Annotated in this window: 14 protein-coding genes; 2 read left to right on the plus strand and 12 right to left on the minus strand. The window is 56.2% G+C overall.

What is annotated here, in order from left to right; all coding sequences use genetic code 11:
* Positions 1-175: 175 nt before the first annotated feature.
* From hfq to GCU45_RS04145, 12 genes are all read right to left on the minus strand, one after another.
* A complete protein-coding gene (gene hfq, locus GCU45_RS04090; RefSeq protein WP_076171204.1) occupies positions 176-415 on the minus strand; it encodes an RNA chaperone Hfq in 240 nt (79 codons plus the stop codon).
* 19 nt (positions 416-434) lie between these two features.
* A complete protein-coding gene (miaA, locus tag GCU45_RS04095) occupies positions 435-1,415 on the minus strand; it encodes a tRNA (adenosine(37)-N6)-dimethylallyltransferase MiaA (RefSeq protein WP_076171764.1) in 981 nt (326 codons plus the stop codon).
* The gene (locus tag GCU45_RS04100; RefSeq protein WP_152398166.1) at positions 1,405-2,196 is read right to left on the minus strand and encodes a class I SAM-dependent methyltransferase; all 792 of its coding nucleotides are present in this window, start codon (positions 2,194-2,196) and stop codon (positions 1,405-1,407) included. Before GCU45_RS04100 ends, miaA begins: the two co-directional genes overlap by 11 nt.
* 150 nt (positions 2,197-2,346) lie before the next feature.
* Positions 2,347-4,452: a DNA mismatch repair endonuclease MutL gene (gene mutL / locus GCU45_RS04105; protein WP_152398167.1), complete on the minus strand. Its 2,106-nt coding sequence runs from the start codon at positions 4,450-4,452 to the stop codon at positions 2,347-2,349.
* Positions 4,453-4,510: 58 nt separating this feature from the next.
* Positions 4,511-7,282, minus strand: a complete 2,772-nt coding sequence (gene mutS / locus GCU45_RS04110; protein WP_152398168.1) for a DNA mismatch repair protein MutS — start codon at positions 7,280-7,282, stop codon at positions 4,511-4,513.
* A gap of 63 nt (positions 7,283-7,345) precedes the next feature.
* Positions 7,346-8,605 (minus strand): putative amidoligase domain-containing protein, encoded by a 1,260-nt coding sequence (locus GCU45_RS04115; RefSeq protein WP_167527081.1) that lies wholly within the window; start codon positions 8,603-8,605, stop codon positions 7,346-7,348.
* 113 nt (positions 8,606-8,718) lie between these two features.
* Positions 8,719-9,279, minus strand: a complete 561-nt coding sequence (locus GCU45_RS04120; RefSeq protein WP_152398170.1) for an outer spore coat protein CotE — start codon at positions 9,277-9,279, stop codon at positions 8,719-8,721.
* Between the two features lie 265 nt (positions 9,280-9,544).
* Positions 9,545-10,522 (minus strand): aromatic acid exporter family protein, encoded by a 978-nt coding sequence (locus GCU45_RS04125; protein ID WP_089547920.1) that lies wholly within the window; start codon positions 10,520-10,522, stop codon positions 9,545-9,547.
* A 224-nt stretch (positions 10,523-10,746) separates the two neighbouring features.
* Complete coding sequence (locus tag GCU45_RS04130) at positions 10,747-11,529, minus strand: ABC transporter permease (RefSeq protein WP_425281287.1); 783 nt, start codon at positions 11,527-11,529, stop codon at positions 10,747-10,749.
* An 89-nt stretch (positions 11,530-11,618) separates the two neighbouring features.
* Positions 11,619-12,389: an ABC transporter ATP-binding protein gene (locus GCU45_RS04135; RefSeq protein ID WP_152398171.1), complete on the minus strand. Its 771-nt coding sequence runs from the start codon at positions 12,387-12,389 to the stop codon at positions 11,619-11,621.
* Between the two features lie 25 nt (positions 12,390-12,414).
* Positions 12,415-13,425 (minus strand): ABC transporter substrate-binding protein, encoded by a 1,011-nt coding sequence (locus GCU45_RS04140; protein ID WP_152398172.1) that lies wholly within the window; start codon positions 13,423-13,425, stop codon positions 12,415-12,417.
* A 209-nt stretch (positions 13,426-13,634) separates the two neighbouring features.
* Entirely contained in the window at positions 13,635-15,152 is a 1,518-nt protein-coding gene (locus tag GCU45_RS04145; RefSeq protein ID WP_152398173.1) for a carboxypeptidase M32, read from the minus strand.
* A 123-nt stretch (positions 15,153-15,275) separates the two neighbouring features.
* On the opposite strand from GCU45_RS04145, the gene GCU45_RS04150 reads away from it, so the two are divergent.
* Together GCU45_RS04150 and GCU45_RS04155 are read left to right on the plus strand one after the other, a co-directional pair.
* Positions 15,276-15,599 carry an iron-sulfur cluster biosynthesis family protein gene (locus GCU45_RS04150; RefSeq protein ID WP_167527082.1) on the plus strand — a complete coding sequence of 108 codons (324 nt, stop codon included), beginning with the start codon at positions 15,276-15,278 and terminating at the stop codon, positions 15,597-15,599.
* Between the two features lie 48 nt (positions 15,600-15,647).
* Positions 15,648-16,211: a beta-class carbonic anhydrase gene (locus GCU45_RS04155; protein ID WP_145024150.1), complete on the plus strand. Its 564-nt coding sequence runs from the start codon at positions 15,648-15,650 to the stop codon at positions 16,209-16,211.
* Positions 16,212-16,244 lie beyond the last annotated feature (33 nt).

Raw genomic sequence — 16,244 nt, forward strand, 5'->3', positions numbered from 1 at the left:
CCCTTTTGATTTCTAAGCTCGGAATGAAAAGAACAACCCTTGCAGGTTGCTCCGCTCCATTTCCTATGCTTACAGAATGAACGTCTATAACGGATTTACCCGCATCCCCGCCATTCTATACTCTTTAACGAAAGTCATTTGAAAAAGTTTCAGCTATGAGGCTTGTCCTGTTAAATTATACCTCGTTCTGGGTTTCCTGCATCAGGGATACATTGCGTTGAGGCGTAACCGTTGAAATCGCATGCTTGAACAGCATTTGCTGCTTGCCGTCCGTATCCACCACGACGGTGAAGTTGTCAAACGCCTTGATTAAGCCTCTGATTTGAAATCCGTTCACAAGAAAAATGGTGACAGGGATGTTTTCTTTGCGAAGCTGGTTTAAAAATGTATCTTGGATATTGATGGATTTGTTCATTAGCCGTACCCCCAACGATTCAATTAGATTGTTTTGAAGTATATTCAAGATTTAAGAGAAACTTTCCTGCTATTATATCACGGATTGCGGCGAAATTCGCGAGAAAATTTCCCGTGTCCGTGACGTCCACCCACTGGATTTCCTTCATGTGGCGGAACCAGGACAGCTGGCGTTTGGCAAACCTGCGCGTATCTCTCTTCAAAATTGCAACAGCCTCTTCCAGGGTAGCTTCACCCTGCAAATATGAGATGATCTGTTTGTAACCTAGTCCCTGCATCGAGACCAGATCCGGTCCGTAGCCCTTATCCAGCAGAGAAGAAACCTCTTCTACCAAACCCTGCTCCAGCATCTCATCGATACGGGCTTCAATACGTTTATATAGCATTTGCCTATCCATTGTCAAACCGACCAGGCATAATTGATACGGTGATTCCCGGGTTTGGCTCTTCAACTGGGCCGAAAGAGGGATGCCCGTCAAATGATAGATCTCAAGCGCCCGGATAATGCGCCTTTGGTCATGGGGATGCAGCCTCAGGGCGCTCTCCGGGTCAACTTCCGCCAGCCGGGCATGAAGTGCCTCGGCACCGTAACGCTCCGCATAGTCGGCCTGTTCCTGCCTGAACGCCTTGTCCTCTCCCGCTTCGGCAAATTGAAAACCGTAGCACACCGATTCCACGTACAGACCGGTCCCCCCGACGATAAAAGGCAGCTTGCCCCTGGCATGGATATCTGCGATCAGCCGGGAACATTCTTCCTGAAACTCGGCGACCGAGTAGGCTTCGTCCGGCTCGTGTATGTCGATCAGGTGATGAGGGATGCCCTGCATCTCTTCTTTGGTAATTTTGGCTGTCCCGATGTCCATCTGGCGGTAGACCTGCATGGAATCCCCGGAGATGATCTCGCAGCCCAGCGCCTTGGCAATCTCGATGCTCATTTTGGTTTTGCCGACGGCGGTGGGGCCGATCAGAACCAGCAGCCGCGGCTTCGTCTCAGTTGTCAAGCGGTCGGTCAACACATATCACTCCATACGAAATTTTTGAATGCGGCCGGTCGATCGGCACGAAGCCGAGACGGGCAAATTCGCCGCTACCTTTTTTCTCCTTCAGCACAACGGTCTTGCGAGCAACCCGGACGGCTTCGCGGATGCTCTCCGGCTGCAGCGGGTCGCTGTTGGCAATCGCGCGCAGCGGGCTGATGGACGAAGAATCCATCAACGGCTCGCGGAACATCGGGTCGAAGTATACGATGTCCACGCTGTTGTCCGGCTGCTTGCGCAGCACGTCCAGATGATGGCCGCAGGCCACCCGGATCCGGCGCATGGCGTCATCCACCTCAACCAGGCCGGAACGGTAGTGAGCCAGCCCTTCGGCAAGCATCGCCGCCAAGGCCGGCGAGCTTTCAACCGCGGTGACATGCGCGCCGGGCCCCCCTTGGACCGCAAATACGAGCGAATCCGACCCGAGGCCGGCTGTACAGTCGAGCACCGTGTCCCCCGCAGTCATCAACGCCGCTTCCAGCATAGGGTCACTCTCGCCCTTGAGCAGCCGCTTGGCGCGGACAAAGCCCATGCTGGGATGGAACTCCATCGGCGGACTTCCCGGCCTGACAAGCCTCGCTCCACCGTCCAGCACGACGATAATTTCGTCATCGCCGTGCATTTTGGCCATTTTTGTTAATGGGGTGTGGCTTCTCGGGACATATTTGCCCCCCGTCTCGTTGGCCAGGGCGACCGCCCTGCCTACGATCGATTCAGCCGCTTTATCCCCCGTTGTAATAATCATGACAATCTCCAATCCTGTATAAAATCGGGCACCAGCCAAGCAAATGCGCTGTTGGTTTAGTTATACACCTTAATTCGTTTTATGAACCGTCCCTCTCCGTCACTTTCCGCTGCCCGCTGTGTTGAACCGCCTGGCGCGCTACATGCCGCGTTACATAACGCGCTTAAACAGCTTTTCCAGGTCATAGGTCGAAAAGGAAACGACGATCGGCCGCCCGTGAGGGCAGGTATAAGGCTGCCGGCATGCCGCAAGGCGGTCCAGCAGCGTCGTCGCTTCCTGCTCGGTCAGCTTCTGGTTCGCCTTGATTGAAGCTTTGCAGGAGCAGAGAATGGACGACGTCTCGCGGAGCTTGGCCAGGTCGATGCTGCGCTCGCTGAGGACCCATTCGGCCATCTCTTCGATCAGCGCTTTCTCCTCCCCTTTAGGGAACCAGTATGGATGGGAAACCACGCGGAAGGTCTGCCCGCCGAAATGCTCCAGATATACGCCGACCTGCTCGAACCAGTGCAGTTTCTGTGTCAGCTGCTCCGACTCCGACGGCGTAAACTCCAGCGTGATCGGCAGCAGCAGCTCCTGGGAAGCATCGGCCGGACGGCCGAATTTTTCGTAATAGAATTCGTAATTGATCCGCTCATGCGCTGCGTGCTGGTCGATCAGGAACAGACCGTCCGCGTTCTGGGCGATCAGGTACGTCCCGTGATGCTGGCCGATCAGCGTCAGCTCCGGAAAAGGCGGAATTTCGGGCGGCGCCTCTGTGCCCGCCAGCAGCCGGCTGGCCAGCGCTGGATTCGAGCTCTGCGATACCCGCCCGCTCTGCGACAAGTTTAGCCGGTAGCCGGGAATCGTATTTTCGCGAACCGTCTCACGCGCAGAATACGGAAGCTTCTGCTGCGCATAGGCAGCTTCACCGGGGTTGCGCACGCTTCCTGCATTCGGGCTGCTCTGACCGGAATAGCCTTGCTGCGCCGGCGCTTGTGCACGCGGACCGGAGAAGCCCGTGCCGGCGCCTTCCGGTCCGGCGGCCAGAGGAGACTTCACCGGCTGGCTGCCTGATGCGCTCACCGGAGTGAGGGACCCGTTATCCTCCGAAGCTCCGGTGTGACCGGCTGGGCCTGGATCCTGCGGCAGCGGGGCTTCCCGGCCGTCCATGAGCCCGTCCATCGGACCGGCCTGCGAGGCAGGGCTTTTGGAGAAGTGAAACTGCTCCTGGATAAACGACCCTTTATCCTTATCGCCGATGCTCTGCTTAACCGGCTGCGGAATGAGCACTTCCTGCCGGAGCACCTGATGGATGCTGCTCTCCACGAACGGGAACAGCTCCTGCTCTTTGCTGAAGCGCACCTCCAGCTTGGCCGGATGCACGTTGACGTCCACCAGGGACGGATGCATCTTGACTTCCAGGACGGCGAGCGGGTAGCGGTTGATCGGCAGCAGCGTATGGTACGCCCGCTGAATGGCCTGATTCAGGCCATAGCTGCGGATGTACCGCCCGTTGACGATGATCGAGATCCCGTTCCGGTTCGAACGGGTCCAATCCGGGCGGCTGACGTACCCGTCGATCGTAAAATCCAGGTTCTCCGCATGAATCTGCAGCAGCGCCTTGGCGGCCTGCCGGCCGTATATGGCGGCGACCACCTGCAGCAGATCCCCGTTCCCGACGGTCTGCAGCAGCACGTTTCCGTTATGCCGCAGCGTAATCGCGATCTCCGGATGCGACAGGGCGATGCGGTACATGTAATCGGAAATATGCCCCAGCTCCGTCTGGATCGTCTTCATATATTTCAACCGGGCCGGCGTGTTGTAGAAGAGCTCCCGGACCATCATGTCGGTTCCCTTCGGCGCCGCCGTGTCCTCTTCGGTCATGAGCCTGCCGCCTTCGATGACGATTCGCCGCCCGAGCCCGTTATCTGTGCTCGAAGTGACCAATTCCACTTTGGCCACGGCGGCGATGCTCGGCAGCGCCTCGCCGCGGAACCCGAGGCTCGTGATGTTGAACAGATCCCTGCTGTTTTCGATTTTGCTCGTCGCATGGCGGAAAAAGGCGGTGCTAACGTCTTCCGGTTCGATCCCCGAGCCGTCGTCGGTTACGCGGATGCTTTCAAGCCCGCCCTCCTCTACCGTGACCTCGATTCGAGAGCTTCCGGCATCAATGGCGTTCTCCACCAGTTCTTTCACAACCGAGGCGGGACGCTCAACCACTTCACCGGCCGCTATCTGGTTGGCTATGTGCTCGTCCAAAACGCGAATTTTCGCCATACCGTTCCCTCCATTTCAAAAAAAGATATGAACGGACAATCGGCCTTGTCCCACTTGTTTACAGATCCTTTGCCTTCATTTTCAGCTCGTTCAGCAGCTGCATCGCCTGCAGCGGCGTCATGTTCATGACGTCGGCGCTTTTCACCGATTCCAAAATTTGCGTTACCGCTGGATGAACCGGCTGCGGCTCAGGAGCGGCAGCGCTTCGCTTCACCGGCTCCAGCTCCTCATCCCCGAATATCGAGAGCTGTACGACTTCCGCAACGCTTGACTCTCCCCGGCCTGAAGCCGGCTCTTGAACGGAAGCTCCGACGGCCGGTTCGGCGTGCCCTGCTTCCGCATCCGTCAGCGAACGTTCCCATTCGCCAGCATCTGCCCGCTCCCTGAGCTGTACCGGCGGTTCAGCCTTGGTCGCTTCTGCGGCCGCAGCCGTCTGGGCTGCGCTTTCCTCAAGGCCCTGCAGCAGCGTGTACGCTCGTCCTATAATGGACGACGGCAGCCCGGCCAGCCGGGCGCAGTAGATGCCGTAGCTGCTGCCGGCAGGCCCGGCGATCAGCTTCCGCAGGAAGTGAACCTTGTCGCCGCTCTCCTGCACCGCCATAGAGTAATTGCGCAGGCTCTGCAGGCTGTCCTCCAAATGCGCAAGCTCGTGAAAATGGGTCGATACGAGCGCCTTGCAGCCGATCGTATCATGGACATATTCGATCACCGCCTGGGCGATAGCCATGCCTTCGCTGGTCGACGTGCCCCGGCCCAGCTCGTCGATAATGATCAAGCTGCGCGGCGTCGCTTTTTCGGTCATGACCTGAATGTCGGCCATTTCCACCATGAACGTGCTCTGGCCGCCGATCAGATCATCCGCCGCTCCGATCCGGGTAAAGATCCGGTCAACGAGCGGAATTTCCGCCGCCTTGGCCGGCACGAAACACCCGATTTGCGCCATGATCGAGATCAGCGCCACCTGCCGCATATACGTACTCTTTCCGGCCATATTCGGCCCGGTAATGAGCAGAATCGCCGCTTCCTCCCGGGTCAGCCGGGTCCCGTTAGCAATGAAGGAGGCGTCCTTCATCACCGCCTCGACCACCGGATGGCGCCCGTTCTCTACGACCAGATCATAACCTTCGGTCAGCCTAGGCTTCACAAAGCCCTGCTCCGCGCTGACGGCTGCCAGCGACTGATAGACGTCGGTGACGGCGACCTTCTCGGCGAGTGCCTGCAGCCGCGGGATTTCCGCGCTCAGCCTGTCCCTTAGTCCGCTGAAGAGGGAATATTCGAGGTCCACCATTTTGTCCTGGGCTTCGAGAATGAGCCCCTCTTTCTCCTTCAATTCCGGCGTTACGAACCGCTCGGCATTGGCCAGCGTCTGCTTCCGTTCGTACCGGCCTTCCGGCAGGGTGCCCAAATTCGATTTGGTCACTTCAATGTAATACCCGAACACTTTGTTGAATCCGACTTTCAGCGAGCGGATGCCCGTCGCTTCACGCTCCTTAGCCTCAAGCTCGGCGATCCAGCGTTTGCCATTCACGCTGGCTTCTCTGAGCTCGTCCAGGTGATCGTGATAGCCCGGCTTGATCAAGCCGCCGTCCCTCACAGATACGGGCGGATCGTCGACGATCGCCGCGTCGATCGCTTCATAAAGATCGCGGCATTCGTCCATCTCCGCCGCCAGCTTCCGCAGGGTAGAAGACGCCGACGACGCGCACAGTTCCTTCAAGGAAGGAATTTGCGCCAGCGACAGCTTGAGGGCGTTCAGGTCCCGCCCGTTCGCATTGCCGAAAGCGATTCTTGCGACCAGCCGCTCCAGATCGTAAATGTCTTTCAGCGCAGCCCGCAGGTCTTCCCGCAGGATAAACTGGTTGTAGAGATGCTCCACGGCTTCCAGGCGCTCTTCGATCGGCCCGCGGTGCAGAAGGGGCTTGTCGATCCATCTGCGCAGCAGCCGGGCCCCCATCGACGTTTCGGTCCGGTCCAGCAGCCAGAGCAGCGACCCTTTCTTGGATCGGTCGCGCACCGTCTCGACGAGCTCCAGGTTTCGCCGCGTGAATGGATCGAGAATCATGTAATGGCCGGGTTCATAGGGCGAAATTTGTGTCAGCTGGCCGAGCGAACGCCGCTGCGTCTCGCTCAGGTACGAAATAAGCACGGCCACACATGCCTGCCGCTCCGGATCGAGCCGGGCCCAGGCCGATTCGCCGAACTGCGCGCGGACCGTCTGCTCCTCCCTTTTTTCCCAAGACGTGTAGACGACCGGCCGGCTCCACTGGAGCTGTTCCGCCTTGATCAAATCCAGCATCTTCGGGTCGCCGATCAATTCCGCCGGTTCGTAGATGCCGATTTCGTCGCGCAGCCACTCCACGGATGCGGGCATGGAAGTCACGTACAGCTCGCCTGTCGTCAGATCGCAGGCCGCCAGCGACATCATGCGGTCGGTCTCGGTCACGCATACCAAATAGTTGTTGGATTTGTCGGCTACGTTTTTGCCTTCCATGATCGTCCCCGGCGTCACGACGCGGACGATGCCGCGCTTGACCATGCCTTTGGTCACCGCCGGGTCTTCCAGCTGCTCGCAAATGGCCACTTTGTAGCCCTTCTCGATCAGCCGCTGTATGTAACTCTCAGCCGAATGGTAGGGAACCCCGCACATCGGGATTTTTTCGTCCCCGCCGCCTTCCCGGCCGGTTAACGTAATTTCCAGTTCCCGGGATGCTTTTAAGGCGTCCTCGAAAAACATTTCGTAAAAATCGCCCAGGCGGAAAAACAAAAACGCATCCTGGGCTTGCTGCTTGATTTCCAAATATTGTTCAATCATTGGCGTATACTTGGCCATGAGGTACCTCCAGACTTCACTTGTGCTCACGCCCTATTATAACAGAAAGTAAGTGGGCGGGAATCAAGGTTCGACCGGAATGTTCCACAGCGGCCGGATATCCCTGCTCTCATTCCACGTTGTTCCCCGCTCGATATGCGCAAGGAACGGTTCGATAGAGCCGGCGTAATTGCCGTAATCCGGCAGCTGCCGGATCTCTCTGAGCAGCGGCCGAACAGCTGGCTTCATCACCTCGCGGTCACCCCGGTAATACGCCCGGTGCACCCGCTCGCTCGCGTCCAGCGGCCGCATCTTCAGCTCTCTGTAATGGCTTACGATCAAATAGGAGAGGTACACCACCCCTTTGGCCAGCAGGGGGGACACGAGGAAGCTCGGCAGTGTGCGGTATTCAAAGCCGCCGTGCGGCTGGCGGCGAAAGTCGCCCAAATAGCCGTATTTGGGCCGCCGCGCCCGGCTGTTCTCGTCTTCGAGCAGCGAGACGGGCAGCGTCAAGTAGTTATCCAGCGCCCGCAGCAGCTCCGGGGTAAGCACAATGCCGCTGAAATGCAGATGCCCGCCCAGCGGCAAACCAGGTCTGGGCATGCCCCCCGCCTGCCAGATGAGCGTCCGGTCCCCGATCATCCGGCCGGCGGCCTGCATCGTGAACATCAGGCGCTTGAGCAGACCGGTGGGGTCCCCGCTTGGATCCGGGCGAAGCTCGGCGATGGGGAAGGTCGTAAAGCCCTCGCCGTGAACGGCGTCGCAGCCGACCTCCCCCTCCCGGTCCAAAAACCGGGATGCAGGAACCATTTCGTTGCTGCCCGCATCCACAAGCACAAACTCCGGATCCATGCCCATCACGAGGCGGATCCCTTCCTCCTCTTCCCGCCGCAGCCGGCGGGCAAGCTCCGTCTCCGCCCGGTCATAACGCGCCTTGATGCGCGGATCTTTGATTCCGGAGGGAGGCGTGACACGCTCAACGCCGAACTTCCGCTCTCCGGAGGAAGCCAGCACGACTTCGCCCGAGTCCAGACCAAGCGTATAAAGGGCCCGCACCGCCGCCTTCTCCAGGCGGGCATACAGCCCGATGAGCGGTGCCTCACCCGCGTGGGCCGAACCGACGGGAACACGCAAGCCGTCTGCGCTTCCCTCGACGCGCTTCAAGTCAACGGCTTGAAGGCAAGTGACGTTAACGGCGTATCTTCGCCGGTATCGGGCGGATTCCCGGGCAGCCGCGTCCACTTCCGGCAGCAGGAGGGAGCTGATGCCGGAGCGGACCAGACGGGCATGCTTGACCCGGTCGGGCCATCCGGCATACCGGGCTTCTTTTTCCTCCTCTGTCACCCTCATCCCCCCTCACCCGCAGAAAATAAAATAAAAAAAGGAGGGCATCCGCCCTCTTCGCCGCCGCTCTCCCGGCATATAGTACATCATACCTCTTTTCCTTGCTCTACAAATTACAGCTCATCATCAAGGGAATCGGGATCGAGATCCTCATAGTCCCCATCGTCGCCGGCGAACTCGAACTCTTTGTCGTCATAGTCGCCATGGCCGCGGCTGCACACCAAAACACGCACCTTGGTCTCGGCGACGAGCTCGACCGAGAATTCCCGCTCCACGCGGATGATGACATTGCCGCCTCCCGAAGAGACACTGGCTTCAACGCAGCTCGGCTCCTGCGTGGCCTCCGCAGAGACTTCGACGGTTGAAGCCCGGTGTTTCGGATCCAGGTAAGACAGCGGTACGAATTCTACATAAGATACCGTTTCTTTGGCAACGTCAGTTTGGGAGTTTTTGTCGTAGGAATACCAGATGTTGCAATCGTAAGTACCAATAACTTCAATTCCGTCGCCTGCGGCAACCGCTTCGTACTGATGGTTTATAATCCATGCCCCCAAAATACTGGTAGGATTATGAGGCGGAGTCACGGTATGTGTTACGGTAGAGAACTTACGACCCTTGCCGCAGATCGCTTTCGTGATGATCTCTCTACATTGATGTTTATCGCTTAATGACATCTTTGAACCTCCTCCATACAATCATTCACTTAAGTGTATGCAGGACATAGGCATTTGTTGATTAAACGAGCATAAATGAATGAAATATTATTGTGATCGCCCGGCTAGAATAGGAATAATGCTATGACGCAAGCGCCGAAATACCTTGGCTGGCCTGGATTTTACGGCCCTTTTAATCTAGTCTGAAACTTTTCGTCACTCTACTTTATGCGGCTTTCATTGTATAAAAACCCCTTGGCAGCTGCCAAGGGGTTTCTTTGCGTTTTCAGGACCCGGCAGAGGGTTTTCGTAACTTGCCAGGTGCCGGCGTCTTATTTTTTTTCGCGATTTTCAAATATTGTCCCAGTTCACGTATCAGCTGCAAAATGGCCGATCTGACTTCAAACTCCTCCCGCGTCGCCGGAAGCTCCATTTCCTTAAATTCCTTCTCGAGGGCGACCAGCAGCTTCTCCGTGCGTCCCGTGTAGTTTTCCTCGGTTACGTCCCGGCTGAGCTGTTCGAACAGCTCGGCTACGTCGTCCGCCTGCGGGAGCTTCTGATAGACGTGGGAAATGAGCTGCAGCATATTTTGGATCGATTCCAGCTGTTCTTTTCTCATATAAAAATAGATGGTCCACGACTCGTCAGGGTGCAGCACCTGGTTTTCCATCTCCCGGCTTGCTGCTTCCTTGCCGCTCTGAATCGCTTTTCCCGCAGCGATGAGTTCATGCCCGTCCCATACATAGGAAGGGTCGCGAAGGGTTAGTGCGATCTGTCTGAAGATTTTTGAAAACTGCTCATCCACCCGCCTGCGGATCGACGTCATTTGCTCTGAAGCCGGGGGCATGTACACCATGTTGACGAGCATGGCCGAGCCAAGCCCGATCACGAGCAGCTCAACTTGCGTCACGATGACATCCGTGCTGACTTCCGCACTGCCAAAAACCCGGAATACTACGACCGAGCTGGTAACGATGCCTTCCTTGAAGTTCGCCCGGGTGATGGCCGGAAAGGCGATCAAAATATATATCGCGAGCACCCAGTAATGGAAACCAAGCAGTTCAAATAAAATGCAGGCAAAAAACAGTCCCAGCAGCGAGGCGAAAAAACGTGCGGATACCGTCTTCAGGCTCCTTTTTCGCGTCACATCGACCCCGAGCACGGCCAGGATCCCCGCCGACAGCGGTCCCGTCACGCCGCAGGCATCCGAGACCAGAATCGCCATCAGCGTCGCAATAGCCGTTTTAATAATACGAAAACCCATGAAACCGCCTCTCTCTATACATGTTGACGTATTTCATGGTACTTGATTTTGATGCTCCGCACAACGTGACATGGATATGAAAATTTCAGAAATACATTCAATGTTAATCAAAAGCCGGTGAGGCTGCGGTCCGGGAAAGGGCAAAGGCTCTATGCCATAGCAAGTATATCCGTTTCCAATCTTCTCTTTCCCGTGCCCGCAGTTCCGGCTTTCAAGGCTGCTCCCTATTGCCGATGCGCAAGCAGCTTTCTTTCAATATAAACGACCAGCTGGTACATAGCCGTAGCGACGACCGCGATGATTATCAGGCTGGCAAGTACCAGCGTAAAGTTGAACACCTGGAACCCGTAAATGATCAAATAACCGAGACCTATTTTTGCGACAAGAAACTCGCCGACGATCACGCCAACCCATGCCATGCCCACATTGACCTTCAGCGTGGAAATGATGGTTGGAAACGACGCCGGGAGGATGACCTGGTTGAATATCTGCCTCCGGGTTCCGCCAAACGTGCGGACGACCTTGACCAGGTTCGGGTCCACTTCCTTGAATGCGTTATAAACGACCAGCGTTGTCACAATAACGGTAATCGACAGCGTCGTAATGGTGATGGCCATAAAACCTGCGCCGAACATCACGATGAAGATCGGACCGAGCGCCACCTTCGGCATGCTGTTGAACACGACCATATACGGATCCAGCACTTTTGAAAGAAACGGCGACCACCAGATTAAGACAGCCAGCAGCGTCCCCACGATCGTTCCCAGCAAAAATCCGACGACCGTCTCGCCCACTGTCACGCCCAAATGTCCCCACAGCTCTCCGCTGACCGCATCCTTCCAAATTTGCGCGAACACCTTGCTTGGATAGCTGAACAGCAGCACGTCGATCCATTTCAAACGTCCGGCGACTTCCCACAAGGCAAAGAACAGCACCAGAATGGCCATCTGAACGGACAGCACCTGTGCCCGCAGCTTGCGCTGGCGGCGCAAATGAGCTTGATGCAGAGCATCGAGGCTGGAACCCCTGTCCCTCCGGATCACTTCATCCGATCTAAGCACACTGTTCACACGCGCCGCCTCCCTTCTTCCATATGTCAGTCTTCCTCCGACTCCATCTCGCGCCAGATTTCGTGAAACAATTCATTGAAACCTTCCTCCTTTCTGGCATAGAAAGGCTGTGTCTCCCGGATGTGCCCGGGCACTTCAAAGGTACGGCGGATTCGGCCGGGATTTTTGCCCAGCAGAACGACCCGGTCGCTGACGGCCACGGCCTCGGATAAGTCATGCGTGACCAGAATTGCCGTCTTGTTCTTTTCCCGCAGCGTCCCGGCAATTAAATCTTCAAGCTGCAGTTTGGTCTGATAGTCAAGCGCCGAGAAGGGCTCATCGAGCAGCAGCAGTCCGGGATCGGTCGACAGCGTGCGTACCAGGGCAACCCGCTGCCTCATCCCACCCGACAGCTGCTGCGGGTACAGGCTTCCCGTTCCTTCCAGTCCCATCTCGCCAAGCAGCTGCGTCAGGTGATCCATCGATTCCCGCTGCAGGCGCCCGGTTACCTCAAGCCCGATGGCCGCGTTCTGAAGGATTGTGCGCCAAGGGAACAAATAATCCTGCTGCAGCATATACCCGACATCCGGGGAAGGCCCCTCCACCTTCCGCCCATAGACAAGCACCTCGCCGTTCGTCGGATGCAAGAGCCCGGCGATCATGGACAGAATCGTCGTTTTTCCGCATCCGCTCGGTCCGACCAGGCTGATGAACTCTCCGGGATGTACCGTCAGATTCAGTCCTTCGACAGCAAGCGAAGCTTCCCGGTCGTTAACGTATACATGCGTCAAATTTTTAAGTTCGACTACCGGCTCCATGCGCACGATCTCCTTTCCATAACCATTATTTCACGGACGATTTGGCCTTTTCGGCAAAACTGTTGTCCACGATGGCAGAGGCAGGCACCTTCTCTTTCAGTTCGCCAGCCTGATCCATGACGTCCAGCAGGTTGTTCCACTCCGTCTCATCCACGACGGGATCTGTCGCGTACGTTCCCTGATCCTTATACCGTTTGACCGCCGAGACAACGATATCCTTATCGGTATCCTTAAAATAAGGAAGAATGACGTCGGCGATCTCCTCGGGGGTGTGCTGCTGGACCCAATTTTGGGCTTTCTGGAGCGCGTTCGTAAATTTCTGAACCGTCTCGCCGTTCTTCTTGATATAGCTTTGCTTGCTCATAAAGACCGTATAGGGCAGATGTCCGCTCTCCACTCCGAATGAGGCGACGACATGCCCTTTGCCTTCTTTTTCAAAAATCGAGGCCTGCGGCTCAAACAGCTGCACGTATTCACCCGTTCCGGACAAAAACGCCGAAGCGATATTGGCAAAATCGATGTTTTGGATCAGGTTCAGATCCTGATGCGGATCGATGCCATGCTTTCTCAGCGTAAACTCGCCGGCCATCTGCGGCATGCCGCCCTTGCGCTGCCCGAGGAAGGTTTTCCCTTTCAGCTGATTCCAGTCCAGCTCTCCCTCATCCTGCCTCGAGACGAGGAACGTGCCGTCCGTCTGCGTCACCTGACCGAAGTTGATCACCGGATCGTCCGAACCTTGCTGATATACGTAAATCGACGTCTCGGATCCGACCAGGGCCACATCGATGGCACCCGAGAGCAGCGCCGTCATCGTCTTATCACCGCCGGGAATCGTCTGCAGCTCGACATCCAGTCCTTCTTCCTTAAAAAATCCTTTCCCAAGCGCCACATATTCCGGAGCATAAAATACCGAGCGCGTCACTTCGCCGATTTTGACCTTCACGTCGCCCTTGCTTCCGGAGCAACCGGACAGCACGGCTGCGCAAAGGAGAACCGCCGCAAGCACCAGGGCGAATCCACGTTTACCCTTTCTCATTGTCATTGTCCTCCATCCTTCTTCGCGTTCCAGCCATATGCCATCTTATGCATGCGCCCAGCAAAGGGTTAAACATGGCCACGGACGAACAGAAAAATACCCCCGCCATTTCCTCAAGTAGCCTCGGGGCTTCTTTACGGAAGTGACAGGGGTGCTTCTGTGCTTACGCTTGGATGGTTGGATCTGATGTCAAGCGTTCCTGCGCTGCATTACAATTGATAAATTTCCTTATATTTGGTTTCCAGGTACTCGGCCAAATAGTCCGGGTTCAGCTCTTCACCAGTCACCTGCAAAATGATCTCGGACGGCTTGCGGCTCTTGCCATAGCGGTAAATCTTCTCCGTGAGCCACTCGCGGATCGGTGCCAGATTGCCTTCCTTAATATGCTGATCCAGCTCTGGCATCTCCGTGCGCAGCGTGTTCATGATTTGCGCAGCATACATGTTGCCGAGGGAATAGGAGGCGAAGTAACCGAAATCCCCGCCGGACCAGTGCACGTCCTGAAGGACGCCCAGGCTGTCGCTTGGCGGCGTAATGCCGAGGTACTGCTCGTATTTCTCGTTCCATACCTTAGGCAGATCCTTGACCTCAAGCCCCTCGTTAAACAGCATCTTCTCGATTTCATAGCGGATAATAATGTGCAGGTTATACGTCAGCTCATCAGATTCGATCCGGATCAGGGAGTTCTCCACGCGGTTGACGGCCCGGTAGAAATCATCCAGCTGCACGTCCTTCAGCTGCTGCGGGAAATGCTGCTGCAGATCGGCATAGTAGCGTTCCCAGAAGGCGCGGCTGCGTCCAATCATATTTTCCCACAGGCGGGACTGAGATTCGTGAATGCCCATGGATGTTCCTTGGGCGAGCGGCGTTCCGGCCAGCTCCTTGCTCACGTTTTGCTCGTACAGGGCGTGGCCGCCTTCATGCAGGGAGCTGAACAGCGCACTCGTCACGTCGTCCTGCAAATAATGGGTCGTAATCCGCACATCTCCCGGGTTCAAGCCGGTGGCAAACGGGTGTACGCTCTCATCGAGGCGCCCGGCTTCGAAATCATACCCCATTTCGCCCAGAATGAAGCGGCTCATCTTCGCCTGCTGCTCCTGCTCGAACAGCTGGTCCAGGAACGACGTATCCGGTTTGTTCGGAGATGCCGCAATCGCCTCCACGAGGGGAACCAGCCGGTCACGAAGCTTGCTGAACACCTGGTCCAGCTTCTCAACCGTCATATCCGGCTCATAACGGTCCAGCAGCGTGTCATATGGCGTTCCCTTGACGCCCCAATATCCGATGAATTCCTTCAGCATGCCCACCAGCTTCGTCAAGTTCGGCTCCAGCATGGCAAAGTCGCTCTTCGCCTTCGCATCCTCCCAAATCGTCTGGGAATGGGATGACAGCACCATAAACTCCTGAAACTTTTCCGCCGGGATGCTTTTGTTCTCGTCATATTCTTTTTTACACTCGTCAACGATCCTTCTGGAAATATCGTCCAGCGCCTCATATGTATCAGGACGGATCAACGCCTCCAGATACGAGCCCATTTCATCCGAAATTCGGAGTTTGAAATCTTCCGCCGACAGCATCCCGATCACCTCGGAACGCTGCTCTGCTCCTTTACGAGGTGCACCCGTCCGCAAGTCCCAGTGCATCAAGCCGATGGCCTCGTCATAGCTTCTGATTTTGCGGACCAGCCCGAGAAATGAGTCCAATGTCGCTTTTGCTTCTTTTTCCATAATTAGGTTCACCCCACGCCGAATTTTTTCTTCCTTCTTGATGATACTTTTACTGGAAAGTATAATCAATATTTAATAGACGCTATTATCCTTTTTACATAGGGAAGGAGCCTGAAACCCGCCGTGGTTATCCAAGTTACCGAAACTGCCAAAAAGCATATCGAGTCGCTTGCCGGGTCGGAGTCGGCCATCATCCGGCTTGCCTACGATTCCGAAGGCTGCGGCTGCGGCGTCAACGGGCTGCCGGCACTCTGGATCGTTTCCGCCAAAGAAGCCGATGATGTGGAAATACAGAGTCATCATCTGCATTTTATTATTCACCGCCTGCAGGCGGTTTTTTTCGAAGAGCATCTATACCTGGACTCCGAAAAAAACTATCCATCGTTCCGGCTTACCGGGGACGGCCAGCTGTATGGTCAAAATATCAGGCTAGTGGATAAGCGTTGACGCCTTACAGCATGCATCATTACCCAACAATGGAAGGAGCAATTCATTATGACAACCGTTTCGCAGATTTTGGAGTTCAACCAGCAGTTTGTAGAAAGTAAAGAGTACGAAAAATACATTACAGGCAAGTTCCCCGAGAAAAAGCTCGTCATCGTCACCTGTATGGATACGCGCCTCGTAGAGCTGCTGCCCAAAGCGATGAACGTCCGCAATGGCGACGTGAAGCTTATCAAAAACGCCGGTGCGATCATCTCGCATCCGTTCGGCAGCGTCATGCGGAGCGTGCTCGTCGCTCTCTATGAACTGAAAGCTGACGAAGTCATCGTCGTCGGGCATCTGGACTGCGGCATGGCGGCGCTCAACGCAGACGTCATGATCGAGCATATGAAGGAGCGCGGCATCACCGATGAGGTGCTGTCGACGCTGGAAAACTCCGGCATCAATCTGAACGAGTGGCTGCGCGGATTCGATAACGTTCAGGACGGCGTAAAAGGAACCGTGGGCCTGATCAAAAATCACCCGCTTCTCCCGCCGGGCTGCAGCGTTCACGGCATGGTCATCGACCCGAAAACAGGCCACCTCGAGCTGGTTGTCGACGGTTACGATAAGTAGAATACGCTTGGATTTGCATTAAACACGGATGAT

The organism is Paenibacillus cellulositrophicus (assembly GCF_009363095.1).
Taxonomy (GTDB): domain Bacteria; phylum Bacillota; class Bacilli; order Paenibacillales; family Paenibacillaceae; genus Paenibacillus_AQ; species Paenibacillus_AQ favisporus.